General features: G+C 74.2%; 23 protein-coding genes. 12 read left to right on the forward strand and 11 right to left on the reverse strand.

The window, feature by feature from the left end; translation table 11 throughout:
- Positions 1–411: 411 nt before the first annotated feature.
- The 4 genes from ACTYVM_RS04580 to ACTYVM_RS04595 form a co-directional block, all read right to left on the reverse strand.
- Positions 412–1,065 (reverse strand): Rv1733c family protein, encoded by a 654-nt coding sequence (locus ACTYVM_RS04580; protein ID WP_445524660.1) that lies wholly within the window; start codon positions 1,063–1,065, stop codon positions 412–414.
- A 168-nt stretch (positions 1,066–1,233) separates the two neighbouring features.
- Positions 1,234–2,058, reverse strand: a complete 825-nt coding sequence (locus ACTYVM_RS04585; protein ID WP_400030265.1) for a rod shape-determining protein — start codon at positions 2,056–2,058, stop codon at positions 1,234–1,236.
- On the reverse strand, positions 2,055–2,426 hold the full coding sequence (locus ACTYVM_RS04590; RefSeq protein WP_445524661.1) for a TraR/DksA family transcriptional regulator: 372 nt from the start codon (positions 2,424–2,426) through the stop codon (positions 2,055–2,057). The genes ACTYVM_RS04585 and ACTYVM_RS04590 overlap by 4 nt, the downstream gene beginning before the upstream one ends.
- Before the next feature lie 54 nt (positions 2,427–2,480).
- Positions 2,481–2,804 (reverse strand): TraR/DksA family transcriptional regulator, encoded by a 324-nt coding sequence (locus ACTYVM_RS04595; RefSeq protein WP_445524662.1) that lies wholly within the window; start codon positions 2,802–2,804, stop codon positions 2,481–2,483.
- Positions 2,805–3,096: 292 nt separating this feature from the next.
- Here ACTYVM_RS04595 and ACTYVM_RS04600 point away from each other — a divergent pair, with 292 nt between their 5' ends.
- The 9 genes from ACTYVM_RS04600 to ACTYVM_RS04640 all read left to right on the forward strand — a co-directional run bounded on the left by ACTYVM_RS04600 (position 3,097) and on the right by ACTYVM_RS04640 (position 11,868).
- Positions 3,097–4,053 carry a HAMP domain-containing sensor histidine kinase gene (locus tag ACTYVM_RS04600; RefSeq protein ID WP_400030816.1) on the forward strand — a complete coding sequence of 319 codons (957 nt, stop codon included), beginning with the start codon at positions 3,097–3,099 and terminating at the stop codon, positions 4,051–4,053.
- Positions 4,054–4,055: 2 nt separating this feature from the next.
- On the forward strand, positions 4,056–4,715 hold the full coding sequence (locus ACTYVM_RS04605) for a response regulator (RefSeq protein ID WP_445524663.1): 660 nt from the start codon (positions 4,056–4,058) through the stop codon (positions 4,713–4,715).
- Positions 4,716–4,819: 104 nt separating this feature from the next.
- Positions 4,820–5,317 carry a hypothetical protein gene (locus ACTYVM_RS04610; protein WP_445524664.1) on the forward strand — a complete coding sequence of 166 codons (498 nt, stop codon included), beginning with the start codon at positions 4,820–4,822 and terminating at the stop codon, positions 5,315–5,317.
- A 70-nt stretch (positions 5,318–5,387) separates the two neighbouring features.
- Entirely contained in the window at positions 5,388–8,027 is a 2,640-nt protein-coding gene (gene secD, locus ACTYVM_RS04615; RefSeq protein ID WP_445524665.1) for a protein translocase subunit SecD, read from the forward strand.
- Positions 7,982–8,314: a TraR/DksA family transcriptional regulator gene (locus tag ACTYVM_RS04620; protein WP_400030276.1), complete on the forward strand. Its 333-nt coding sequence runs from the start codon at positions 7,982–7,984 to the stop codon at positions 8,312–8,314. Before secD ends, ACTYVM_RS04620 begins: the two co-directional genes overlap by 46 nt.
- 101 nt (positions 8,315–8,415) lie before the next feature.
- Positions 8,416–9,273, forward strand: a complete 858-nt coding sequence (locus tag ACTYVM_RS04625) for a rod shape-determining protein (RefSeq protein WP_445524666.1) — start codon at positions 8,416–8,418, stop codon at positions 9,271–9,273.
- Positions 9,274–9,364: 91 nt separating this feature from the next.
- On the forward strand, positions 9,365–10,399 hold the full coding sequence (locus ACTYVM_RS04630; protein ID WP_445524667.1) for a hypothetical protein: 1,035 nt from the start codon (positions 9,365–9,367) through the stop codon (positions 10,397–10,399).
- 6 nt (positions 10,400–10,405) lie between these two features.
- Positions 10,406–10,771 carry a hypothetical protein gene (locus ACTYVM_RS04635; RefSeq protein WP_445524668.1) on the forward strand — a complete coding sequence of 122 codons (366 nt, stop codon included), beginning with the start codon at positions 10,406–10,408 and terminating at the stop codon, positions 10,769–10,771.
- Between the two features lie 167 nt (positions 10,772–10,938).
- A complete protein-coding gene (locus tag ACTYVM_RS04640) occupies positions 10,939–11,868 on the forward strand; it encodes an SCO2400 family protein (protein ID WP_445524669.1) in 930 nt (309 codons plus the stop codon).
- A gap of 50 nt (positions 11,869–11,918) precedes the next feature.
- Here the strand turns inward: ACTYVM_RS04640 and ACTYVM_RS04645 are convergent, their stop codons facing one another.
- Together ACTYVM_RS04645 and ACTYVM_RS04650 are read right to left on the reverse strand one after the other, a co-directional pair.
- A complete protein-coding gene (locus tag ACTYVM_RS04645; RefSeq protein ID WP_445524670.1) occupies positions 11,919–12,821 on the reverse strand; it encodes an NAD(P)-dependent oxidoreductase in 903 nt (300 codons plus the stop codon).
- A gap of 110 nt (positions 12,822–12,931) precedes the next feature.
- Positions 12,932–13,615, reverse strand: coding sequence for a DUF6445 family protein (locus ACTYVM_RS04650; RefSeq protein ID WP_445524671.1), 684 nt, complete (start codon positions 13,613–13,615; stop codon positions 12,932–12,934).
- A gap of 249 nt (positions 13,616–13,864) precedes the next feature.
- On the opposite strand from ACTYVM_RS04650, the gene ACTYVM_RS04655 reads away from it, so the two are divergent.
- Positions 13,865–14,617: a DUF4142 domain-containing protein gene (locus tag ACTYVM_RS04655; RefSeq protein ID WP_445524672.1), complete on the forward strand. Its 753-nt coding sequence runs from the start codon at positions 13,865–13,867 to the stop codon at positions 14,615–14,617.
- Between the two features lie 19 nt (positions 14,618–14,636).
- Here the strand turns inward: ACTYVM_RS04655 and ACTYVM_RS04660 are convergent, their stop codons facing one another.
- The gene (locus ACTYVM_RS04660) at positions 14,637–15,608 is read right to left on the reverse strand and encodes a nucleoside hydrolase (RefSeq protein ID WP_445524673.1); all 972 of its coding nucleotides are present in this window, start codon (positions 15,606–15,608) and stop codon (positions 14,637–14,639) included.
- Between the two features lie 278 nt (positions 15,609–15,886).
- Between ACTYVM_RS04660 and ACTYVM_RS04665 the strand changes: the two genes are divergently transcribed.
- Entirely contained in the window at positions 15,887–16,651 is a 765-nt protein-coding gene (locus ACTYVM_RS04665; protein WP_445524674.1) for a hypothetical protein, read from the forward strand.
- A gap of 119 nt (positions 16,652–16,770) precedes the next feature.
- Here the strand turns inward: ACTYVM_RS04665 and ACTYVM_RS04670 are convergent, their stop codons facing one another.
- Both ACTYVM_RS04670 and ACTYVM_RS04675 read right to left on the reverse strand, forming a co-directional pair.
- Complete coding sequence (locus tag ACTYVM_RS04670) at positions 16,771–17,139, reverse strand: GAF domain-containing protein (RefSeq protein ID WP_445524675.1); 369 nt, start codon at positions 17,137–17,139, stop codon at positions 16,771–16,773.
- A 159-nt stretch (positions 17,140–17,298) separates the two neighbouring features.
- Positions 17,299–18,642: a helix-turn-helix domain-containing protein gene (locus ACTYVM_RS04675; protein ID WP_445524676.1), complete on the reverse strand. Its 1,344-nt coding sequence runs from the start codon at positions 18,640–18,642 to the stop codon at positions 17,299–17,301.
- Positions 18,643–18,831: 189 nt separating this feature from the next.
- Here ACTYVM_RS04675 and ACTYVM_RS04680 point away from each other — a divergent pair, with 189 nt between their 5' ends.
- Positions 18,832–18,996: a hypothetical protein gene (locus tag ACTYVM_RS04680; protein WP_445524677.1), complete on the forward strand. Its 165-nt coding sequence runs from the start codon at positions 18,832–18,834 to the stop codon at positions 18,994–18,996.
- Positions 18,997–19,092: 96 nt separating this feature from the next.
- Here ACTYVM_RS04680 and ACTYVM_RS04685 read toward each other — a convergent pair whose 3' ends face one another.
- Together ACTYVM_RS04685 and ACTYVM_RS04690 are read right to left on the reverse strand one after the other, a co-directional pair.
- The gene (locus tag ACTYVM_RS04685) at positions 19,093–20,490 is read right to left on the reverse strand and encodes an extracellular solute-binding protein (RefSeq protein WP_445524678.1); all 1,398 of its coding nucleotides are present in this window, start codon (positions 20,488–20,490) and stop codon (positions 19,093–19,095) included.
- The gene (locus ACTYVM_RS04690) at positions 20,490–23,183 is read right to left on the reverse strand and encodes a caspase family protein (protein WP_445524679.1); all 2,694 of its coding nucleotides are present in this window, start codon (positions 23,181–23,183) and stop codon (positions 20,490–20,492) included. Before ACTYVM_RS04690 ends, ACTYVM_RS04685 begins: the two co-directional genes overlap by 1 nt.
- Positions 23,184–23,187 lie beyond the last annotated feature (4 nt).

Genomic DNA, 23,187 nt, shown 5'->3' on the forward strand with positions numbered 1-23,187 from the left:
ACGGTGAGTAAGGGAGAGACCGGGTGGCCGGGTCCGGCCCCCGCCGTGTCCCGGCGGCTCAGGCGCCGGGCAGCGGGCGGCGGATGCGCCGCAACGTCGTCGAGCCCCCTCTTCCCCCTGCGGCACACCGGGCGGCGGTACGTCCCCCTGCCGGTTCCGGAACCGGACATCTGCCGGTGCCCGGCACCGGAACCGTCCGCGGTGCTCCCCTGGCGACATGATGCCCGATCAGGTCCGCCGCGCACATTGCCGGTTTCCGGCAGCGTTCGATGGGGCTTCCATGCCGGTGACCTGACAGTGCAGCGTCAAGATCGGGAATCCGGGGCCGGACCGTGCCTCCGCCTTCACGGGCCGTACCGGGTACGGGGCGGCGCGGCCCGTAGCCGTCGGCGCCACGGGACCGCGGAGAGATCACGAGGAGGGCGTCCAACGAGGGGCCGTGCGGGCCCAGGCGCTGTCCCAGGCGGCCAGGTTGCGGCGGCGGAGCAGCAGGCAGGCGGCGCCGTACGCTCCGGCGCCGGCGACCGGGACGGTCAGGGCGGCGAGGGCCGCCCAGCCCGTGCTGTGGCCGCGGACCTGAGCGGCGGTCAGGGGCGGCTCGGTGAGCCGCCCGTCGGTGTCGGCCCATACGTCGACGGAGCTGCCCGCGGGCAGACCGGGCTCGACGTGGGTCCTGGCGGTGCGGGCGAGCCCGCCCGGGTCGGTGAAGCGGACCGGTACCGGGTAGCGGGTGTTCCTCGCCTCCGCGGAGCCCGGTTCGGGATGGCGGGGTGCGTCGTGCAGGAGGACCGCGGTGGTCTGACGCCGCGTCCTGTCCTGGTGCTCGGCCGCCCGCGCGTAGTGGCGCAGGGCGGTGTCGCCGACGAGGAACACCGCCACGGGCGTGCCGGCCAGTACCGCCAGCAGGACGCCGAGGCCGATCCACGCCTGGAGCAGGTCGCTCGGGCGGCGCAGCGGGTTGCGCCGCAGGCGCCAGAGCACGCGGCTGGGAAGTTCGTCGGGGAGCGGTTCGTCGGGGGACAGTCCTTCGGGGGGCGGCTGTGCCCGAGGGATGCCGCCGGCCATGCTGCGGCCCTCCTTCCGTGTCCTCGTGGGCCTCGTAGGCCCGTGGGCCCGTGTCCTCGTGGACCCAATGGGCTCGTGGACCCAATGGGCTCGTGGACCCAGTGGGCTCGTGGACCCAGTGGGCTTCGTGGGATCCGTGGCGCTGGTGCGGTGGGGACGGGGGCTGGTCTAGAAGGCGGGCGGCTCGAAGGACTCGCCCGCCGGGCCGTCGGGGTGGTCGTGCGCGTCGCGCAGCAGGGTGGCGGCACCGCGAACGGCAGCGGTGTGCGGCGCCGCCACGGCCTTGAGGGGCGCGTGCAGCCTGCCCGTGAGGTGGTAGGTGATCTCCGGGCGCAGGGCGCCCCCGCCGGCCAGCAGCGCGCCCCGGCGCAGCGCGTCCACGGTGAGCGACGTACGGTCCTGGCGCAGCATCGCGGTCACCATCGTGGCCACCGCCTCGCAGATCTGCACCGGCGAGGCGGAGTCGAGGTCGCTGGTGCCCAGCGCGGTGCGGCGCGCGTCGACGACGGCGCCCTCCGACAGCAGCACCACCTCGGTCAGATGCGCGCCGATGTCCACCACGAGCAGCGGGCGGGACAGGTCCGCGCCCGCGGCCAGGGCGACGGCCCGCGCGCTGGGAACGGTCAGCACCCCGCGCGGCCGCAGCACCTCCACCGCCGTACGGGCCTCGTTCCGGAAGGCCACCCCGTCCAGTACCGGCGCGGTGAGGACGACCAGGGGGCGGGTGAAGCGGGGCAGGCGGTTACCGAGCAGGCGGTCGAGCATCCGGGCCGTGCCCGCGGTGTCGATGATCGTGCCGCGCTGGATCGGATACACCGCCCCGGAGCCGGGGAACGTCACCGTGGGAACGTCCAGGACGAGACCCCGCCCGGCGACCCAGGCGCGGGTACGGGCGCTGCCCATGTCGAGGGCGACGCCCCAGCCCTGCCGACCCAGCGGCCACGACCGGTGCCGTGCGGCCGCGGCCGCACGCGAACGCTGGGTCACGCTCACCGCCCGGCCTCCCTGACCTGCTGGCAGCGCGCGCAGTAGCGGGCCTGCGGCACGATCTCCAGCCGTTCCCGTGCGATGGGACGCCGGCACAGGTGGCAGACGCCGTAGCTGCCGTCGTCCATACGCTCCAGGGCCGCCTCGACGTCGGCGAGGACCATGCGGGCGGAGGCCGCGAGCTTGACGCGGACCTCCACCTGCGAGGCCTGCCGCTGGAGCAGGGCGTCCGCGCGGGACGTCGCGGCGGCCGAGATCTGCTCCAGCTGCTCCTGACGGAACAGCCGCTGCTCGTCGAGGTTCGCGCGGAGCACGGCGAGGTCCTCGACCGTCAGGGACGTGTCGCGGTCGTCGATGATCTGGTGGTTCACCATTTCACCCCTCGGGCAGGGCGGAAGACGAAGGCAGGGCGGACGGGCGGGCGGCGGTCAGGCGCTGCGGCGCCGGCAGCCGACGCAGTGACCCGTGTACGGCAGGATCTCCAAGCGCTCCGCGGGAACCGGCTTGCCACAGCCCAGGCAGGTCCCGTAGGTGCCGTCCTCGATCCGGGCGAACGCCTCATCGATCTCCTTGAGCACCCCCTGGATGGCCTCACGCTGGGAGGACATCAGGTGGTCGTCCGCCGTCTGCCCGGTCTCGCCGAGGGCTTCCAGCTGGACCATCCGGGTCTCGCGGGCGTGTTCAAGGCGCCGGCGGGCCTCCTGAGCAGACTGGCGCTCACGGGGTTCGGTCCGGGCGGCGTCGAGCGACATTTTCAGTGCCCTTCTTTCTGCAACGGGGGTCGGTCACCGCTCAACCCTGGTCGAACCCGCCGCGGTTTCCCATCGGGTCCAGAGCCCATTTGCGGCCGATCGGGGGATCCACTCGACCGGGGCATGGGTAGGGCGCACCCGGCGAAATGGGGAGCGTGCCCCATCGCTCCCGGCGGCCGGCGAACGGCAGACTGGCGGCAGGCCCGGTCGGGACCAGGGGCCGCGGCTCGTCCAGGATGCGCGATGCCCGACAGTAGAGGCAGACCGCATCACGGAAGGAGGCTTGACCCCGGTGTCCCTGTTCTGGCGGATCTTCGGGCTCAACGCGGTGGTGCTGGGCTCGGCCACCGCCCTGCTGCTGTGGGCCCCGGTGACCGTCTCGGTGCCGGTCGTGCTGACCGAGGCCGTCATCCTGGTGGGCGGCCTGGCCGTCATGCTGGTCGCCAACGCCGCCCTGCTGCGCTTCGGGCTGGCCCCGCTGGGCCGGGTGACGAAGCTGATGACCACCGTCGACCTGCTGCGCCCCGGCCAGCGGCTGCCCGAACAGGGCGGCGGTGAGGTCGCCGAGCTGATCCGCACGTTCAACGCCATGCTCGACCGGCTGGAGAACGAGCGCGCGACGAGCAGTGCCCGGGTCCTGCTCGCCCAGGAGGCCGAGCGGCGCCGTATCGCGCAGGAGCTGCACGACGAGGTGGGCCAGAGCATGACCGCGATCCTGCTCGCGCTCAAGCGGGCCGCGGACGAGGCGGCCCCACCGCTGCGCGACGAACTGCACCAGGCGCAGGAGATCACCCGGTCGAGCCTGGACGAGGTCCGCCGGCTGGTGCGCCGGCTGCGGCCCGGCGTCCTGGACGACCTCGGTCTGGTCGCCGCGCTGACCTCGCTGACCCACGACTTCGCCACCCACACCGGGCTTCAGGTGGTGCGCCGCTTCGACGCCGACCTGCCCGCCCTGGAACCGGAGACCGAGCTGGTCCTCTACCGTGTCGCCCAGGAGAGCCTGACCAACGTGGCCCGGCACGCGGACGCCGAACGGATCGAGGTCAGCCTGCGGCGCACCGACGACGCCGTGGTACTGGCCATCACCGACGACGGCCGCGGCATCAAGGCCGCGTGCGAAGGCGCCGGTATACGCGGCATGCGCGAGCGAGCCCTGCTCATCGGGGCCGGACTCGACATCGCCCCCGCCCCCGCGGCCGGAACCGAGGTCCGGCTGACCGCGCCCGTCGTCCCCAGGAAGCAGACCTGATCATGTCCGACCCGACCACGATCCGCATCCTGCTCGCCGACGACCACGCGCTGGTGCGCCGGGGGGTGCGGCTCATCCTCGACCAGGAACCGGACCTGGAGGTGGTCGCCGAGGCCGGCGACGGCGCGGAGGCCATCGAGATGGCCCGCACGCGCGACATCGACCTCGCTGTGCTGGACATCGCGATGCCCCGGCTGACCGGACTCCAGGCCACCCGCGAGCTGGTCGCGCTCAAGCCGGACCTGCGGATCCTGATGCTCACCATGCACGACAACGAGCAGTACTTCTTCCAGGCGCTCAAGGCCGGTGCCAGCGGGTACGTGCTGAAGTCCGTCGCCGACCAGGACCTGGTCGCCGCGTGCCGGGCGGCGATGCGGGACGAGCCGTTCCTGTACCCGGGCGCGGTGACCGCGCTCATCCGCAACTACCTCGACCGGGTCCGCCACGGCGAGGAGACCCCGGACCAGGTCCTGACGCCCCGCGAGGAGGAGGTCCTGAAGCTGGTGGCGGAGGGGCACTCCTCGAAGGAGATCGGCGAGATCCTCTTCATCAGCATCAAGACCGTCCAGCGGCACCGCGCCAACCTGCTGCAGAAGCTCGGTCTGCGCGACCGCCTGGAGCTCACCCGCTACGCCATCCGGGCGGGCCTGATCGAACCCTGACCGCCCGCCCCACGACCCCCCGGGGTCCCGGCTGCCCACTCCCCGGCCGGGAACCCGGGTACGACAGCGTCCGCCACGAGTGCCACCAGGAAAGGGGACGGTGCATGCACCGAGCGTCGAGCACCGTCTCCGCCTCCCGTGTGCCGGCCTTCGTGACGGCCGTCCTGCTCACCCTCCTGGCGGTCTTCACCACCGGCAGCCCCCCGCCACTGCCCGCACCCATCACGCCCACGCCGGCCTCCGCGGCGGCCCTCGCGCCCGCCGGCACCGGAACGCCCGGAAAGCACGAAGAGCACGGAAAGACCCGGGTGCCCGGCTCCGCTCCCAGTACCGGCGCCCCCGGCGCCGGGGGGCGTCCTGCGGACGCGCCGTATGCCGGGCAGGGGTGCACCGTCGTCTGCTCCGCGCAGGACGGCACCCGGCAGGAGTTCCACGGGGACCGGCCCGTCGCGCACGGGCAGTTCGCCACCACCGGGGATGTCACGGACGTCCCCCTCCCCGCACCCGGGCGGACGCGACCGGTCCCGGTGACCGTGGCCGCCCGCACGGTGCACGTGGTGCAGGACGGCGGCCGGGCGCCGCCGCGGGCCTTCGGCATCTGACGTCCCCGTTCGCCCCTCGACCGCCGTGACCGCGTCGGCCGCAGTCGCGGCGTGCCTGCCGGAGGCCCCGTTGAAACGCACGAAACCCACGAAACGCACGAACCGAACCTCCCGGGTGAGAGCGCTGTTCGCCCTCGCCGTGATCGCCCTGTCCGTCTACATCGCCGCCACCGTTCCGGTCCGCCTCGGACTCGACCTGCGCGGCGGCACCCAGATCGTCCTGGAGACCCGCTCCACCCCGACCGCCAAGGCCGACCGCGAGGCCACCGACCGCGCCGTGGAAGTGCTGCGCGGCCGGGTCGACGGACTCGGCGTCTCCGAACCGTCCCTCGTCCGCTCCGGCAGCAACCGGATCATCGTCGAGCTGCCCGGCGTGCAGGACCCCAAGAAGGCGGCCGACGTGCTCGGCCGTACCGCCCAGCTGACCTTCCACCCGGTGACCGGCGTTGTCGACGCCCCCGACGCCACCGAGGACCCCGCCAAGTCCGAGCCCGACGCCTCGAAGGAACCCGAGAAGTCGACGGAACCCGGGAAGCCGGAATCCGGGAAGACGGAACCCGGGGAGCCGAAGGAGCTCGTCCTGCCCGACGAGTCGGGGCAGCGGCTGCGCCTTCAGGACAGCGCCATGACCGGCAAGGACGTCAAGGGCGCCCAAGCCCTCTTCGACCAGGAGACGGGCGCCGGCTGGACCGTCACCGTCGACTTCGACAAGGCGGGCCGGGCCGCGTGGGCCAAGCTGACCAGTGAGGCCGCGTGCCGCCAGGTCGGCGACCCCGCGCGCCGGGTGGCCATCGTGCTCGACGACCGGATCATCTCCTCGCCGCAGGTCTCCCCGTCCGTCGCCTGCGGCACGGGCATCGCCGACGGCTCCACGCAGATCACCGGCTCCTTCGACGACGCCGAGGCCCGCGATCTGGCGCTGCTCATCAACGGCGGCGCCCTGCCCGTGCCGGTCGAGACGGTCGAACAGCACACCATCGGCCCCACCCTCGGCGCCGGCGCCATCAAGGCGACCGCCTGGGCCGCGGTGATCGGCACCGCCCTGACGATCCTGTTCATCATCACCGTCTACCGCCTCACGGGCTTCCTCGCGGCCCTGGCCCTGCTCTGCTACGGAGTGCTCTCCTACGCCGCCCTGGCCGCCCTCGGCGCGACCCTGACCCTGCCGGGCCTGGCCGGTTTCGTCCTGGCGATCGGCATGGCCGTGGACGCCAACGTGCTCGTCTTCGAACGAGCGCGTGAGGAGTACGCCGGCATGCACCGGCCGAGTCCGCGCTCGGCCCTGACCGCCGGATTCCGCAACGCCTTCAGCGCGATCGCCGACTCCAACATCACCACGCTGATCGCGGCCGGGCTGCTGTTCTTCCTGTCCACCGGGCCGGTGCGCGGCTTCGCCGTCACCCTCGCCCTCGGAGTCCTCGCCTCCATGTTCAGCGCCCTGGTGGTCACCCGGGTGCTCGCCGAGTTCGCGGTGTCCCGCGCGTCGGTGCGCCGCCGTCCCCTGCTGACCGGCCTCGCGAACACCGGCTGGATCCGCAACCTCGTCGTGCGCCGCGACCCGCAGCTGATGCGCCACCCGCGCCGCTGGCTGGCCACCGCCGCGGTCGTGCTCGTGCTCGCCGGGTCGGGCATCGTGGCCCGGGGCCTCAACTTCGGCCTGGAGTTCACCGGCGGCCGGCTGATCGAGTACACCACCGCGACCGCCGTGAACCCCGACCGGGCCCGCAGCGCCCTCGCCGACGCGGGCTTCCCCGGCGCGCTCGTGCAGTCCTCCAACGACAACGGCCTGACCGTGCGCACCGAGGACCTGACCGACGCCGAGGCGGCCAAGGTCACCGACACCGTCAGCTCCCTCGGCGGCGAGACGGAGAAGGTCCGCGACGAGCAGATCGGGCCCAGCCTGGGCGAGGAACTGCGCCGCAACGCGCTCATCGCCCTCGCCGTGGCCCTGGGCGCCCAGCTGCTGTACCTCGCCGCCCGCTTCCGCTGGCTGTGGGGCACCGCCGCGGTGACCGCGCTCGCGCACGACGTCGTCATCCTCGTCGGCGTCTTCGCCTGGCTGGGCAAGCCCATCGACGGCGTGTTCCTGGCATCGCTGCTCACCGTCATCGGCTACTCGGTCAACGACTCGGTCGTCCTGTTCGACCGGATCCGGGAGCTGCTCGGACGCGACCGCAAGATGCCGCTGCCACAACTCGCCAACCTGGGGATCCAGCAGACACTGCCCCGAACGATCAACACCGGCATGGGCGCCCTGCTGATCCTCGCCTCCCTGGCGGTGTTCGGCGGAGACTCGCTGACCGACTTCGCGCTCGCGCTGCTCATCGGTCTCGTGGTCGGCACCTACTCCTCGGTGTTCACCGCCACCCCGTTGGCCATCGAGATGCACCGCCGCCACAGCCGCACCTCGGGTCGCACCCCGGGCGGCACCCGGCGCGGCAGCCCCGCCCGCCGGTCCGCACCGGCCGCCCGGTTTTGGGGTGTCCGTTGCGGTGGGCGGTGGTGCACCCCGCCGCCCACCGGAAATGGGTACTGCGACCGATGGCCGCGGTGCGCTCGCGCGGCCACGCTGGAGGGTCAGGAGGGGGGCCGTACGTCACCGCGGCCCCCCTCGTCACCGGCTCCTTTTGCCAGAAGGGCCAGTTCGAAGGGACCGTATCGCCGATGTCGTGGGAGACCACCAGCAGTGCCTCCGCGGCCGAGCGCCTGAGCGCGCACGATGCCCGGCAGCGCCTCGAACACGAGCGCAACTCCCGCCTCGCCCAGCTGCGGGCCGTCCAGGAGAGCGAGGACGGCGGTCAGGAGGCCGACGACCTCCTGACCGCGCAGGAGACCGCCCTGAAACGGGCGCTGAAGGACATCGAGGCAGCCTTCGCGCGGCTGGACGACGGCTCCTACGGCGACTGCGAGGACTGCGCCAAGCCCATCCCGGTGGAGCGTCTGGAGATCCTGCCGTACGCGCGCTGCTGCGTGCCCTGCCAGCAGCGCGCCGGCTGATCCGGTCCCCGCGCCCGACGGCGCCGCCACGCGAGGCGGTGCGCACGCGCGATTCCTGCCCGGCACGCGCGTTTCCTGCCCGAGGTGAAGGAGGCCGACCGGTGATCCTCGGCGACAGCACGGCGACCGCCGCCCCGGGAGGCCGCGGGCCCACCGGGGCGGTCCACGGGCGCGGTCCGGGCATCGCCCTTGATCTGGGCAGTGCGCGGACCCGGGTCTGGGCTCAGGGCATGGGCGACATCCTCGACGTGCCCACCGTCACCCACCAGGGCTCGGCCGCCGCCCGCCCCGTGCGGCGCGGCACCGTCGTCGACCCGGCCGGCGCGACCCGGCTCGTCTCCCGGCTGCTGGCCGACCGCGTCCCGCACGACGTCCGGCCCGTCGTCGTCGTGACCGCCCCCGTCCTGAGCGGGCCGCGGCTCCACACCGCCGCCGTCGGCGTCCTTCAGGTACTGCGGCCGCAGGCCGTGCTGACCATCGACGGTGTCCGGGCCGCCGCCCTGGGCGCCGGCGCCGACCTGTCCGGCGCGATGCTCGTCATCGACGTCGGCGCGCAGCTCAGCGAGGTGGCCCTGCTCACCGACGGCCGGGTGGCCGCCGCCCGCCGGGCCACCATGGGCACCGACGACGTGCGCGCCGGCGCGCTCGCCGAACTGGTCACCGCCGTCACCACGATGGTCACCGGGCTGCTGCGCGACGACCCCCGGCCCGCATACGCCGACGCCCTCGACCGCGGCCCCCTGCTCGTCGGCGGCGGCGCCCTGCGGCCCGAGGTCGCCTACCGGCTCTCCGCGCGGCTGCGCAGCCACGTCCGGGCGGTGCCGCGGCCGCAGACCGCGGCGGTGCGCGGTGCCGTGGCGGCCCTGCACTCCGTCCTGCGCCATCCCGCCCTGAACCCGACGCGGCCGCTGTCGCCCCTGCCGCCCCTGCCGCCCCCGCCACCGCTGCCCCCGCTGTGAGGCCGTCTGTGGGAACGCGGCGAACTGGATTACGGTCCATACGGTTGTGCGCACGGTGGGGTGGGGGGAACTGCTAAGGAGCCGGACAGCGGTGCAGCAGTACAGCGGTACGAGGGAGCGGCTGGGGCGGCCGGGGGGACCAGGGAGTTCGGCGGGTCCGGGGGGACCTGCGGACGACGAGTGGCGGGGCCGCGGGGAGCGGAACGACCGGCCGCCGGACGGCGGCACGGGGGCGGACGACGCATCGGTGCGGGTGCGTGAGGTGGCCGCGCGATGCGCCCGGTTCGCCGTGCGGACACTGCGCGCCGAGTGGCACGGCATCGTCGTCGACCCGGTACGGCGACTGGCCCGCCGGGGGCTGTCCGGGCTGGTGCTGGCCTTCGTGGCCGCCTTCGGCGTGATCTTCTTCCACGCGGTGGCGCAGCGGCCGGCCGGGGAGGCGGTGGTACGGGTCCTCGGCGGAGTCCAGGCCGATCTGCCGCTGTGGCTGGCCCTGCTGCGCACCCCGGTGTCGCTGTACGTCCCGGCGCTCGACCTGCCGGTGTGGGCCGGCATCACCCAGTTGTTCCTCGCGTTCGCGCTGGCCGAACTCACCCTGGGCAGGGGCCGCACGCTGTTCGTCTCGTACGCGACCACCCTGGCCGGCACCCTCACCGTGCGGGTGATGATCGCGGTCGGGCCCGGCTGGTGGGGGCTGGGGCTGCCGCCCGGGGCCGGCCGGATCCTCGACACCGGGCCGTCCGCCGCCGTGGTGGGCCTGTTCACCTATCTGTCCGTGGTGCGGCGCGCCCCGGTCGTGTTCTTCCTCACCGGCGGCTCGATGGTGCTGGAGTCGGTGGTCAAGCCGAACCTGGCCGGCCGCGAGCACCTGATCGCGGTGGCCACGGCGATCGTCCTCGCGCTCTTCCACGGCCGCGCCCCGAGATGGCTGCCCGGCCCGGCGGCGGTACTGGCCCGGTGGCGGCGGACCCCGGCCCCGGCGGGTGCCCCGACGGGCCCGCACCCGCTCCACCGGCCGCCGCGTCCGCGCCACCGGCCGCCGGTCCGCGAGGCCGCCCGGCCCTGCCCGACGCAAACACCGGGGATACCTCCTAAAATCACAGTGGACTCCGCGGGGGAAGGGTGAGGGCCGATGGGCTGGATCTGGGTTGTACTGATCGTCTTCTGGACGGGCGGTTTCGCCTGGCTCGCGGACAACGTCCGCGGCGCGCTGCGCAACCGGCACGAGCGCAAGCTCGAACTGCTGGAGGCGGCCAAGGCCGAGCGGCTGGCCGTCGAGGCGGCGCACAAGACGCCGGAGCCGATCTGCGGATGCACCCACCATCTGGCCAAGCACGACAAGAACGGCCGGTGCCACGAGCGCGTCGAGGTGCCGACGGCCTGGGACGAGAACAAGAAGCCGCTGCGCTTCGAGCCGGGGCAGTGCAACTGCCAGCAGTACGTGGGTCCTCAGCCGCTGTCGCAGGTGTACGCCGACGAGCTGACCGACCGCGCCTGACCGAGCGTGTCTGACCGGGCGCCCGACGACCGGCCCGGATCCGAGCGGCGGCACGCCCGGACCGGGTGCCGGGAATCCGTGCAGGAGCGTCACACAGGCTGCACACAGTCCCTCGCGCGCCTTGTTAGCGTGACTGGCCGCTCGGCAGGCCTAGTCAGGAAGACCGGATGGACTACTGCTCCACGTGCCGTAGGCACCTCAACGGCGCCCTGGTGTGCCCCGGTTGCGGTGCGTACGCGCCGGACATAGCACCGGACGTCACGGCGCCCTTCACGACCGATACCGCGACCGATTCCGCGACGGCCTTCACGACGGGCCTCGCGGCGGGCGGGGCCGCGGGCCTCGCCCCGGACGTCGCACCCGCCGGGGTCCCCGGCGACAGCACCACCGACCTCCCCGCGGACGCGGCGGACGCACCGCCACCGCGGCAGCGGCCGGGGCGGGCGGCTCGGCGCCGTCAGCTGGCCCGCTGGAAGAAAACCCAGCGCAGGGCGCTGGTGGCGACCGCCGTTGCTCTCGTCGGGGGAGGCCTGACCGTCGCCTCGATGGACCGGCACTCCACCGACCGCACGCAGGCGGCCCCGGCACCGGAGGCACCGCACACGGGCACCGTGGGGGACAGCCGGCCGGCGCAGCACGACGACCCGGCCTCGGCGCCCTCCGACGCCGGACAGTCCCCGTCCACGGGCGGTGCCCGGCACCAGTGGTCGGCGCCGCAGGGCACCACTCCGCAGGACGTACGCCCGGACGCCGCCGCTCCCCGTACGGCGCAGGCCCCGTCGGCGCCCTCCCGCGCACACGTGGCGCCGGCGCGGACGGTGCGGACCGCCCCGCTGCCGGACACCGCGGCACCGGCGGCCGACGGCTCCGCCTCCGCCGCCGCGTCGAGTCAGGCGGCCCAGTCCACCCCGTCGGTTCCGTCGGGCCAGTCGGGCCGCTCGGGTCAGTCGGCCACCTCCCCGTCGTCCCCGGCGGCGCCCCAGGGGTCCGGGTCCACCGCATCCGACGGCACCGCCCAGCAGCCCCCGCAGACGAGCCCCACCGACACGCCCACGTCGCCGTCCCACCTGTGCCTGCTGGTGATCTGCCTCAGCTGACCGGTCCGGCCCGCGCGGACACGGGCGAGCAGAGGCGGCGGAACGGCTAGCTAGGACTTGCCGGGACCGCCGGAGTCGTCGGAGAAGCTGGCGAAGTACGCCGCGGCCATGTCCTCGTCGGCGTGGCCCCGCGCGGCGGCACGGGCGAAGCGTTCGGCGCTCGCGGCGGCCACGTCGAGGCGGACGCCGTGGGCCTCGCCGGCCTGGACGATCAGGCGGGCGTCCTTCTCCGCGGTGGCCACGGCGAAGCTCGGGGGCAGGTACGCGCCGTCGAGGATGACGCCGGCCTTGGCATGCAGGTAGCCCATGTCGAGCGGTCCGTCGGCGATGAGGTCGAAGAAGCCCTGGGGGTCCACGCCGAGCCCCTTGGCCAGGGCCAGGGCCTCCCCGGTCGCCGCGGTGGCCGCGATGACCCAGCTGTTGGCCACCAGCTTCAGCCGCGTGGCGGTGGCCGCCGCGGCGTCCTCACCGGTCCACACCGTGCGGGCGCCGACCGCCTCGAACACCGGCGTCACCGTCTCCCGGCCCTCGGCCGGCCCCGCCGCCAGCACGGTCAGCCGGCCCGCCTCGGCGGGCTGCCGGGTACCGAGCACCGGGGCGTCGTAGAGGACCAGGCCGTGCTCGCGGGCGAGGGCGGCCAGCTCACCGGCCGCCTCCAGGCCGACCGTGGTCGACTGCGCCCAGACCGTGCCCGGGCGGAGCACGGGTGCGGCCTCGCGCATGACCTCCAGCACCGTCCCGCCGTCGTAGAGCATCGTCAGGACCACGTCGGCGTCGCGCACCGCCTCGGCGGGGGTTTCGGCGACCTGCGCGCCATGGGCGGCCAGGGGCTCGGCCTTGGCCCGGGTGCGGTTCCACACCCGGACGGTGTGTCCGGCCTTCGCCAGGTTGCGGGCCATCGCGGCGCCCATGATCCCGGTGCCCAGAACGCCGACGGTACGGGTGTCGGTCATCTCGTCCTCCTCCTGGTCGATGCGGCGAGTATCACCCGACCCCCGGGCCCGACGTCCGCCCAGGCGGCCCGGCCACGGGGCCGTTCGGGTGACACGACCATGCGGCCGGGTCAGGCCATCCAGAAGAAGACCGCGGTCATGCGCTTGTCCTCCAGGCTCTGCCCGCAGTAACCGGTCGCGCTGTGGACGAGGTTGGCGTGGTAGAGGAGGAGCCGGTTGGCCTTGTGCGGCACGCGGACGTCCTCCTCGAAGGCGTCCGGCGCGACGAACCGCGTACCGAGGGCCTCGACGAGGTTGTGGTGCGGGGGCTGCACCACGTTGCCGCCGAGCCGGCCGCCGGGCAGACGCTGGCGGTAGAAGCTGGTCCCGCAGTCCTTGGGCACCGAGGGGTTGAGGTAGAGCACGGCCGCGTACCGGCACAGCGCCCGCGAGTCGGTGTGCGGCCTCGGCTCGCTCTCGCCGGCGCCCACCACCTGGACGCAGTTGTGGTTGAGGGTTCCGCCGTCGGGCGCCTGCTGCACCCACAGTTCCTTCGCCCCGGTCGCCTTCTTCACCAGCCGCTCGACGCGGGCGAGTTCGGACGGCTCCAGGCCCGGCATGGTCCGCAGTCCGGGCCAGGTCTGGGAGGTGTACGGGTAGCCCTTCACCCAGTCGTCCTTGGCCAGGCAGCGCTGCCGTACGGCGTCCGCGTCGGGCAGGACGTCGTCCAGCACCCAGTAGTCACGGCCTTTGGTGGGCTTGCGGTAGGGCAGGACGGGGAGCGCGGTCGGCACACCGCGGGGCTGTGGGGGCATGCGGCCGAATGTAGGGCGGGCCTCCCCCAGGGCTCTCCCCAGAGCTGGTCAACATTGTGTCAACCTTGCTGCGAGCCGGGCGACTTGAGTGCCGCGACCGACGCGGGGACCGAACCAGCCGCGAACGTGACCAGCCTCACCTTCCGTTCGGTGTTCTTTACCGAATCAAAAGGTTCTCGGCGCTTCCCGGCCCGTACATGTGGGTGTCCGAACCGCCGGCGGCGGGACCATGACCGGGCAGGAGGCACGGTGCGCTTTTCGCGGAACGCGACGGGAACTCTCTTCGTGGGCGGTGCCCTCGGCCTGACCCTGGTCGCGCTCGCCTACCCGGGCATGCTCGGCCTCGAGAAGGTCTCCAGCGACGGCTCCCGGATCATCGCGCAGACCCAGTGGGGGCCGCTGACGGAGGACGACCGGGACTTCGTGGTCAAGGTGCGCGCGGCCGGGCTGTGGGAGTACCCGGTCGGCGAGATGGCGGTGAAGAAGGGGACCACCAAGGAGGTCGTCACGGCGGGCGAGCACCTGATCGACGGTCACGCGCAACTGGACGCGAGCTGCCGCAGGATCGCGCCCATGCTCAACATCACGCTGCCGAACGCCGCCAGCCCCCAGCAGCAGGGCTTCGTCACCCAGCTCGCCGGGGACGACGGCAAGCAGTTCGACTCCGACCTGGCCAACATCCTCCGCATGACCCACGGTTCGATCTTCAACACCGTCGCGAAGATCCGCTCCACCACCAAGAACAGCCTGGTCCGCGAGCTCGCCAACCAGGCCAACGCCACCGTCCTGGACCACATCACGGTTCTGGAGGAGACCGGCCTGGTGAACTTCGACCAGGTGCTCTTCATGCAGACGACCCCGCCCAAGCTGCCCCAGTCGGACCTGACCCCGCCGCCCCCCTCCGGCGGACAGCCCGAGGTCGTGCTCACCCCGCCGCCGAGCGCCACGTCGAGCCCCCTGGTCCTGCCCGGCGACCCGAGCCCCGGCCCGGCGGCGGGCTGAGGCGGCACCCACGCTCGACTCAGGACCCGTCCGAGGCGCCCTCGACGGTGTTCAGGTACAGCCGGACGTACCGCTCGGCGTCGATGTCCAACGCCACGTCCACCAGGGCCTGTTCGCGGGCCTCGCCGTGCAGTTCCGCCTCGCCCGGACGCGGGCGGCGGTCGACGACCGTCTGCCCGCGGGCCGGTCCCGGCGCGAGGTTCACCTCCACCGGCAGCCGGTGGGTGGTCAGCCCCTCCGGGTCCGCGACCGAGCACACCGTGCCCGCGTCACCGAGGCCGCCGTGCGGGACGTCGTGGCCGGTGGCCGGGTCGGGGTGGGCCAGCAGCCGTCCGGCCAGCCGGGCACCGGGCTCGTCGGACCGGCACAGCCGCCGTACGTCCGCCTCCGGCACGAGCACCCGCAGGAACACGTCGAGCCCGTACATCGTGATCGGCACCCCCGCGGTGAGCAGGACCGCCGCGGCCTCCGGGTCGTGCCAGACGTTGAACTCGGCGACGGACGTGGCGTTTCCGGTGGCCACCGCGCCGCCCATGAACACGATCCGCTCGATGTCGCGGGTGACCCCGGGGTGGGTGCGCAGCAGCAGGGCGATGTTCGTCAGCGGCGCCGTGGGAATCAGGGTGACCCGGCGGTCGCAGGCCGCGATCTCGTGGTGGAGCAGCGTCACCGCGTCCACGTCGACGGGCCGGCGGGCCGGCGCGGGCAGGCCGAGGTCGCCCATGCCGTCCCCGCCGTGCACGTGATGGGCGGTGCGCAGCGGTTCGAGCAGCGGCCGCTCGGCACCCCGCGCGACCGGGACGGCGGGAGCACGGGCCTGCTCCAGGACGGTCAGCGTGTTCCGTACCACCTGGTCCACGTCCGTGTTCCCGGCCACGCAGGAGACCGCGCGCAGCTCGAGGCCCGGGTGGCGGACGGCGAACAGCAGGGCGAGCGCGTCGTCGACGCCGGTGTCGCAGTCGATGATCACAGGTGTGGGCCGCGAGGTCACAGCGCGCTCCTTCCGTCGTACGGGTCCCGCCGGACAGGTCGGCGTACGGGTCCCGCCGTAGGGGGCCGGTTCCATCGTCACGTGCCCGGTCCGGTACCGCGCGCCCGTCCCCTTCCCGCCCCCCGCTTCCCCGCCCGCAGCTTCGTTCCCACCCCGGCGGTGCTCACCCGGACGGACCGGCGCGCTGGTGGGCGGAGCCGCCCGGTGGTGCCGTGGGAGGAGCGCCGCCGCCCGGACGCCACGTCCGCGGCGTGTGTTCCGTCCGTCTGGAGGCATCCATGTCCCGTACCCCGGCCCGTGTCCTGGCCGCCTTCGCGCTCTGCGCGGCCGCCCTGCTGACCGAGGCCGCCTGCACCGCCGGGCAGTCCGGCCGGGTCGTCCACGTCCCCGCACCGGTGGACACCCGTCCGCACGACCCCGCGGGCACGCTCACGCAGGACCAGGCGCGGGCCGCGTTGCTGACCGAGGCGGACCTCGGAACGGCGTGGGCGCCGACCGGAGGCGCGGCGACCTGGCGGGACAGCATCCTCAAGGCGCAGGCCGACACGTCCGAGTGCGGGCGCCTCCTCGACGCCCTCTACACCGAGGAGCCGTTCGGCGCCCCCTCGGGCGCGCACGCGGTGGCCGCCTACGACGACGGCTACGACGAGGCCCAACTGCGCCACCAGGTGCTCGCGCTGCACGCCGCGGCCGTGGACCGCACCCTCGCCTGGCTCAGGACCATGCCGCGGACCTGTGCGGACTTCACCGCCAGGAGCACGAACTACGACGATCTGTACGTACGGGTCGCCGACCTCGCCCTGCCGGACGTCGGCGACGCCCGCCAGGGCCTGCGCCTCACGCTCACCGCCGAGTCGTACGAGCAGGACACCTACACCACCCTCACCGTGGACCTCGCCACGGTACGCGTCGGCGACGACGCGATCGTCCTCACCACCGGGGCCCTGGGAGGCACCCCGTCGAAGGACAGCACCGCTCTGGCGGTCGAGCGCGGCGTGGACCGCCTGACGGCGGTGCAGCGCGAGGCACGGACCCGGGCCTGACCCCCGGCCGGTCACGGCACCGGCCAGTCACTGCACCGGCCGGTCGGAGCACCAGCCGGTCAGGACACCAGCCGGTCAGGGCACCAGCTAGTCGCGGTCGAGTCTCCTGCCGTGGGTGATCACCTCGTGGGCCATGTCGAGTGCCGTACGGCCGTCGGCGAAGGCGTGGGCGCGCAGCAGGGCCAGCGCTGGGCGTCGCCGTACAGGTCGAGCGTGCCCACGCAGACGGCGTCGTCGCCCAGCGGAACGGAGTACACGGCCCGGACGCCGGCCTCGGCCGCCTGCTGGGCGAACACCGGCCAGCGCCGGGCGGCGCGGTCCGCCGTCAGGTCGGAGGCCAGCACGGGCGCACCGGCCTGCGCCGCGTACAGCGACGGCCCGTCGCCCAGGGTGGCCTGGATCTCGGCCAGGCGGGCGGCCGCCGCGTCGCTGGCGCCCATCCGCACGGGCATGCCGTCGCCGCGCGGCGAGACGCTGGCACCGGTCACCGGAGAGCCGCATGCGGGTCCCCGGCCCGGGCGCGCGGCGGGTACCCCCGGCGCACCCCCGGAAACCGCCCCGGAAACCACCTCGGGAACCACCCACGGAAACCACGGACTACGGCCTCGGGGGCAGCCGCCGACCGCCATCGCGGCGGCGCGCGGCCGTCACAGCGGCGGCTGCGCCGGGGCCGGGCCCAGGGTCGTGGTGCCGGGCGCGGTGCGGTGCCCCAGGCCGGTGCGGTAGGCGTCCAGGGCCGCCTCCACGCGGCCGGTGCGGCGCAGCAGATCCCCGAGGAGGCGGCACAGGTCGGCCAGGTCGCCGGCCGCGCCCGCCCGCTCCAGCAGGCTCAGCGCCCGCACGTAGTGCTCCTCGGCGGCCTCCGTGTCGCGGGCGTCCTCGGCGATGATGCCGAGCAGCCGGTGCGCGGCGGCGGCGTGCACGGCGCCCCGCTCGGGGGAGAGGTCGCCCAGGACGTTCCGCAGCAGGTCGGCCGCCTCCGCCGACTTGCCACGCCGGTGCAGGACGTCGGCCAGCTCGACCACGACCTGGCTGGTGTAGAGCGCGGCCCGCTTGGCGGACAGCATGGCCTGGGCGGCCCGCAACTCCTCCTCGGCACGCTCCAGTTCGCCGTTCTGCGCGCAGACGTAGCCGCGCATCCAGTGGCAGTTGGCGAGTTCGGTGCGCAGCTGGAGGGCGCGGTAGAGCTCCGCGGCCTTGGCGAGCGAGGCGTCGGCCTCGGCGATCCGTCCCTCGGCGAGCAGGGTGCGGGCCACCGACCGGTGCATCCGGGCCACCAGCGCGGGATCGCCCGCCTGCGGGGCCAGCGCGAGCGCGAACTCGGCCGCCTGGGCCGCCCGCGCGTGCGCCCCCATGTCCATGTACGGCCCGATGACGCCGGCGTAGAGCAGCAGCAGAGCGTCCGGGTCGTGCAGTCCGCCCCGGTTGAGCTCGTCGAGGGTGGACTCCAGCAGGTAGACGGCGTAGCGCAGCTCGCCCGCCAGGTAGTGGGAGACGGCGCGGCCGCGCAGCGCGGGGACCCGGGCGGGCAGCGGCGCGTCGGCGAGGGCCTGCTCGGACCGTTCGAAGAACTGCCGGCCGCTCTCCAGTTCGCCGGTCTCCAGGGCGCATTCGCCGAGCCCCAGCAGCGCCTCGGCCTGGACGGCCACGAGTTCGTGCTCCTCGGCCTCCGCCAGCAGCCGGGTGTACTGCTCGGCCGCCTTCACGGCCTCCCCGGTGGCGAGCGTGCGCCGGGCCTCGGTCAGCCTCAGGCGCAGGTCGGTGGCGAGATGGGCGGGACGCCCGGTGGCGAGCTCGTCGAAGGCGATCCCGAGCCGCTCGGCGACGTGCCGGAGCGCCTCGTCGGAGGGCCGGACCCGGCCCGCCTCGAGCGTGGAGATGTACGCGGGGGTGTACGCCGGCTCGGCCAGCTGCCGCTGGGTCAGGCCCCGTTCCCGTCGTAGCCGCTGCACCCTGCGCCCGATGGTCTCCGGGTCGTCCCGCTTCGCCATGCGGTTCATCATGCCAGTAAGTCGACTTGCGCAGGGACTTGTCCGCCTGACCGGATTTCAGTACCGGACCTTCCGCCCACCGAACCCCAACTCGCCCTGGCGCTCTTTTCGTTCGGCCTTCCCACCCCCTACGTTGGAGAGACTGTTAAACCCGCTTAATCCATCACTGTCGTTGCGAGGTCGGTAGCCGTGCTCGGACGCACTGTCGCGCGCCAAGGACACTTCTCCGCACGTTGCGTCAGAGGATTCGGCGCGGCCGTCATCGCCGTGGCCGCCCTGATCGCGGCGGCCAACGCCGGACCGGTGGTCTCGGCCGATCCGGTCCCCGCCCCGCAGGCCGTGCAGAGCCGCTAGCGACCCGCGGCGCCGCCTCTGTCCCGTTCGCGCCTGTCCCGTTCGCTGTCTGTCCCGTTCGCCGTCTGTCCCGTTCGCCGTCTGCCGCGTTCGCGCTCAGCCCGGCAGCGCTCGGCGCAGCGCCTCGTCCAGCCGGCCGGCCAGCACCGCGTCACTGGGCGGGTCGTCGGTGAACAGGGCACCCAGTTGAGCGATGAAGGTCTGGGTGAACGCCCCGTAGAGCGGGGTGCGCGGGCGGGAGACCGCCCGCTGGAGGGCGGGCAGCAGGATGCCGCGGGCGTAGCCGGGCCGGCCGGCCGCGTCGCGGGGCATGTGGTCGGTGCTCTCGCCGGTGGGCGACGCCGACGGCGAGCCGCCGGAGCCGGACGCGGACGCGCAGCGGACGCCGTCGTCGGTGTACGCCGACGTACGGGTCGCGGCGAAGCCGGCGTCCAGCAGGCAGCGTTCGCTCTGGGCGCTGGTGAGGTACGTGATCAGCTCGGCCGCCTTCCCGGCCCGCTGCGAGGACATCGTCACCGCCAGGTTCTGCCCGCCGAGCACCGCCCGGCCGGGCAGCGGGGCCACGCCCAGCTGCTGCTCGGTGAAGCTCTGGTGCAGCGTTCCGTAGGCGTACGGCCACTGCCGCAGGAAGGCGGTGCGGCCGTCCTCGAAGGCGCTGAGCGAGGAGGCCTCGTCGGAACTGACGGCGCTGTCCAGGGTGTACGGCTTGGCGGTGCGCTTACGCAGCTCCGCGATGCCGTCGGTCAGCTCCCGCGGGCTGCCGTCGTAGCGGCCGGAGTCGTCGGTGAGCGCGAAGTCGTCGGTCGCCGAGGCGAACGCCTCCACGGCGTTGACCGTACGGCCCTCGTAGGCGGCCAGCTGCGTGGTCCAGAGCTTCTGGTACCCCTTGGGCGGGTGCGCGTCGAGGGTGTCGCCGAGGCCGAGCAGGTCGCGCCAGGTGCGGACCGCGTCCGGGCCGGTGCGCTGGACGCCCGCCCGGCTCAGATAGTCGCGCCGGTAGTAGAGCAGGCCGACGTCGCTGTTGAACGGCACCGCGTACACCTTGCCCTTCCAGCGGGCGGTGCCGGCCACGGACGGGATGACGTCGTGGTCGACGGCCCCGTCGGACAGCCGCCTGACCAGGCCCGCCTCGGCGAACTCCGGCACCCAGGTGACGTCCAGGTTGACCACGTCGTAGTGGGCGCTGCCGGACTGGAGCGCGCCCAGCAGCTGGCTGCGCTGCTCGTCGGCGGAGCCCGGCAGCTCCACCAGGCGGGCGTGGTAGCCGGAGTTCTGCTGCTCCTGCCGCTGGTTCCAGGCGTCGATGAGCTGCTGGCGGACGCCGTTCTTGCCGGTCACGTCCCGGCCGCTGGCCACCACGATGTCGCCGGGCACGTCGGCGGCGGGCGTCTGCCCGTCCCCGGGTCCGCCCCCGGTGCAGGCGGTGGCCGCGAGCAGCGGCAGCACCAGCAGGCGGGCGAGTGTCGCGGCCGGTCGTCGTGCCAGTCGTGCCATCAGTGGGCCCCCGTTCCCACCCGGGCGACCTCGTCCCGCAGGCCCCTGCCGGGGTCGTCGCCGCCGTCCAGGCAACGGCCGCCGCTCGCCTCGGCGATCCGGGCGTCCGGCCGGTCCGGGGCGCAGGAGCCGCTGATCAGGGACACCATGTCCACCGGCACCTTCGTCTTCCGCGCCCGGGCCAGCACCTCGTCCAGGTTCCTGCCGGTCAGCCGGTTGTTGTCCTCGTCGTCGGTGATGTAGACGATCAGCTGCGGCCGCTGGTCGTCGGTGCCGCGGCCGGCCATGTCGTCCAGCGCGGCGAGCAGCGCCGCGTGCGGGTCGGCCTCGGCGTCGCGCACCTGTGCCTCGGTGTCGATGACGTGCTCGGCGTCGGCGCGGCGGTGGTGCCCGAAGGGGAGCAGCGGCTGGTAGGGCCCGTCGCCGGAGAGGCCGTAGACCGCCCACACCCCGTAGTCGTCCTGGGCGCCGAGCCCGCCCAGGGACTGCTTCAGGATGCCGGGGCCACCGCTCGGCCCGGGCCACCGCGTGTTCATCGAACCGGAGCTGTCGAGGAGGTAGAGGACCCGGCCGGCGCCGTGGGCGCTGCGGTACCGCGTGAGGGCCGATTCCATCGCCGTGCGCCAGGCCGCGCCCGGCAGCGGGCTGGGGGCGCGCAGGACGCCCACGCCGACGTGGTCCGCGTCGAGCAGCCGGTGGCCGGATCCCGTCGCGGACCGGAAGCCGGCGGCCGCGAACGCGGCCAGCCCCTCCTCTCCGGTCAGCCAGGTGCGGAAGCGGTCGACGGCGTCGTCCCGCGCCGCCGCGTCCCGGTCGCCGCCCTCCCAGCGGACCCGCACGAAGGTGGGCGTCAGCGCCGGCACGTCGACGGGGTACTCGGCGATCCGCGGCACCCGTGTCGTCCGCGCGCAGCCCACCCCACTCCTGAGCAGGAACTCCGGGACGAGCGCGGCGGTGCGACCGTCCGCGGCGCGGTCGGCGGGCAGCGCGCACAGCAGCTCGGCGGCGGTCGGGGAGGGCGGTCCCGCGGGCCGTACGCCCTGCTCGGCGGCGCGTGAGTCGGCGGTGCCGGCGTACAGGCCGACGGTCGCCAGCAGGGCGGAGTCGGTGAACTCCGGGTCGGGCCGCAGCACTCCGGCGTTCGCGTCCTGCCGCTTCAGGTGCTCCGTCAGCCGGGACAGCGACAGCCCTACGCGCTCGTCCAGTCCGGCCCCGGCGAGGTTCTGCGGGACGGCCAGCACGACAGGCGAGTACACGAACGGCTCTTCGTCCGGGTGGAGTTCGACGTAACTGCGGGTGGTCCAGTCGGTGGTGACCCGGGCCGCGTCGGTGCCGGAGGCGGGGATCCAGACGTCCGGCTGCGGTCCGACGTCCCGCTGCGGGTTGGTGTCCTCCACACGGGGTTCCTGCCAGGCGTCGTTCTGCCGGCGCAGCGCGGTGACCGCGGCGGTCGCGCCCGCGCTGTAGACGGTGATGCCGCTGCGACGGCAGCCGTGCGCGGTGGTGTTGGCCCGCGAGGTGAGATACGCGTCGGCGGCGTCCCGGACCGTGGGCTCCAGGTCGGGGTCGGTCAGCAGGCGCAGTTCGAGCGGCGGCGCGCAGGAGTGGCCGCCGCCGAGGCCGGCCAGCTCGTAGCCGCCGGCACCGAGTGCGGCGAGCGCGAGCACCAGCAGCGCGCTCACCACGCCCCGGGCCCAGCCGCGCAGCCCGCGGAACCAGCGGATCACGGCGCGCGCCCGGGTAGGCACCACGGCGAACAGGACTGTCAGGAGCCGGACCAGGCCCCCGGTGTCGCCCTGACCACCCGGCGGCTCGACAGGCGGCGGCGCGGGGGGCGGCGGTACAGGGGGCGGGCCCGGTGGGGGCCCACCGTCCCGCGCCGCCAGCAGCACGTCCGTACCCGGCTCACCGGCGAACTGCGGCTCCCACAGATCCCCGAACGGAGTACTGCGGCCCGCCGCGACCATCCGCCCGTGCAGCCCGTCGAAGAGCTCCAGAAAGGACAACTCCCCGCGTGAGTCGAGGAGTTGTACGAGTTCTTCGGTGAACGGAGTGGCTCTCGTGCCGTCGCCGGAGTCGATGAGCCGATTGGCCTGCACGCTCATCAGCAGCAGGACCCGCTGCCGGCGGTCGGCGGAGCCGTTCCACACCTTGGCGGCGTTGCCCGCGTAGCAGCAGTCGAGGATCACCACGATCCGCTCGGCCTGGCTCCCGGCGAGCACGGTGAGCATCCCGGTGAACGCCTCCGCGCCCGGGAAAACGGCCTGGCCGCCGGCCACCACGTGCGCGTTGCGCATCTGGAGGAACAGCTCGTCGCCCGCGCTCGGCACGGCGCCGTGCCCGGCGAAGTAGCACAGCAGCAGCCCCTCGGCCTCATGGGCGGCGGTGCGCAGCGCCTCGCTGAACTCGTCCAGGGACGGCGAGCGCAGGACGGTGATCTCCTCCTGCCCACCGGTGACCTCCTGCCCACCGGTGACCTCCCGTCCGCCGGTGGCCTCCTGCTCTGCGGTCTCCTCGGGCCCGCCGAAGATCCCGCCCCGGCGCAGCACGGCCTCCAGCCGCTCCAGGTTGTGCCGGACGGCGGGCAGGTGGCCGGGCACGCCCTCCGGGTCGTCCGGTTGCGTGTACTCGTACTCCCACACACCGACCAGCAGCGCCCGGTTCACCCGCCCCCGCGGGTCGAAGCGGTCCACGGGG

The organism is Streptomyces cyslabdanicus (assembly GCF_052663305.1).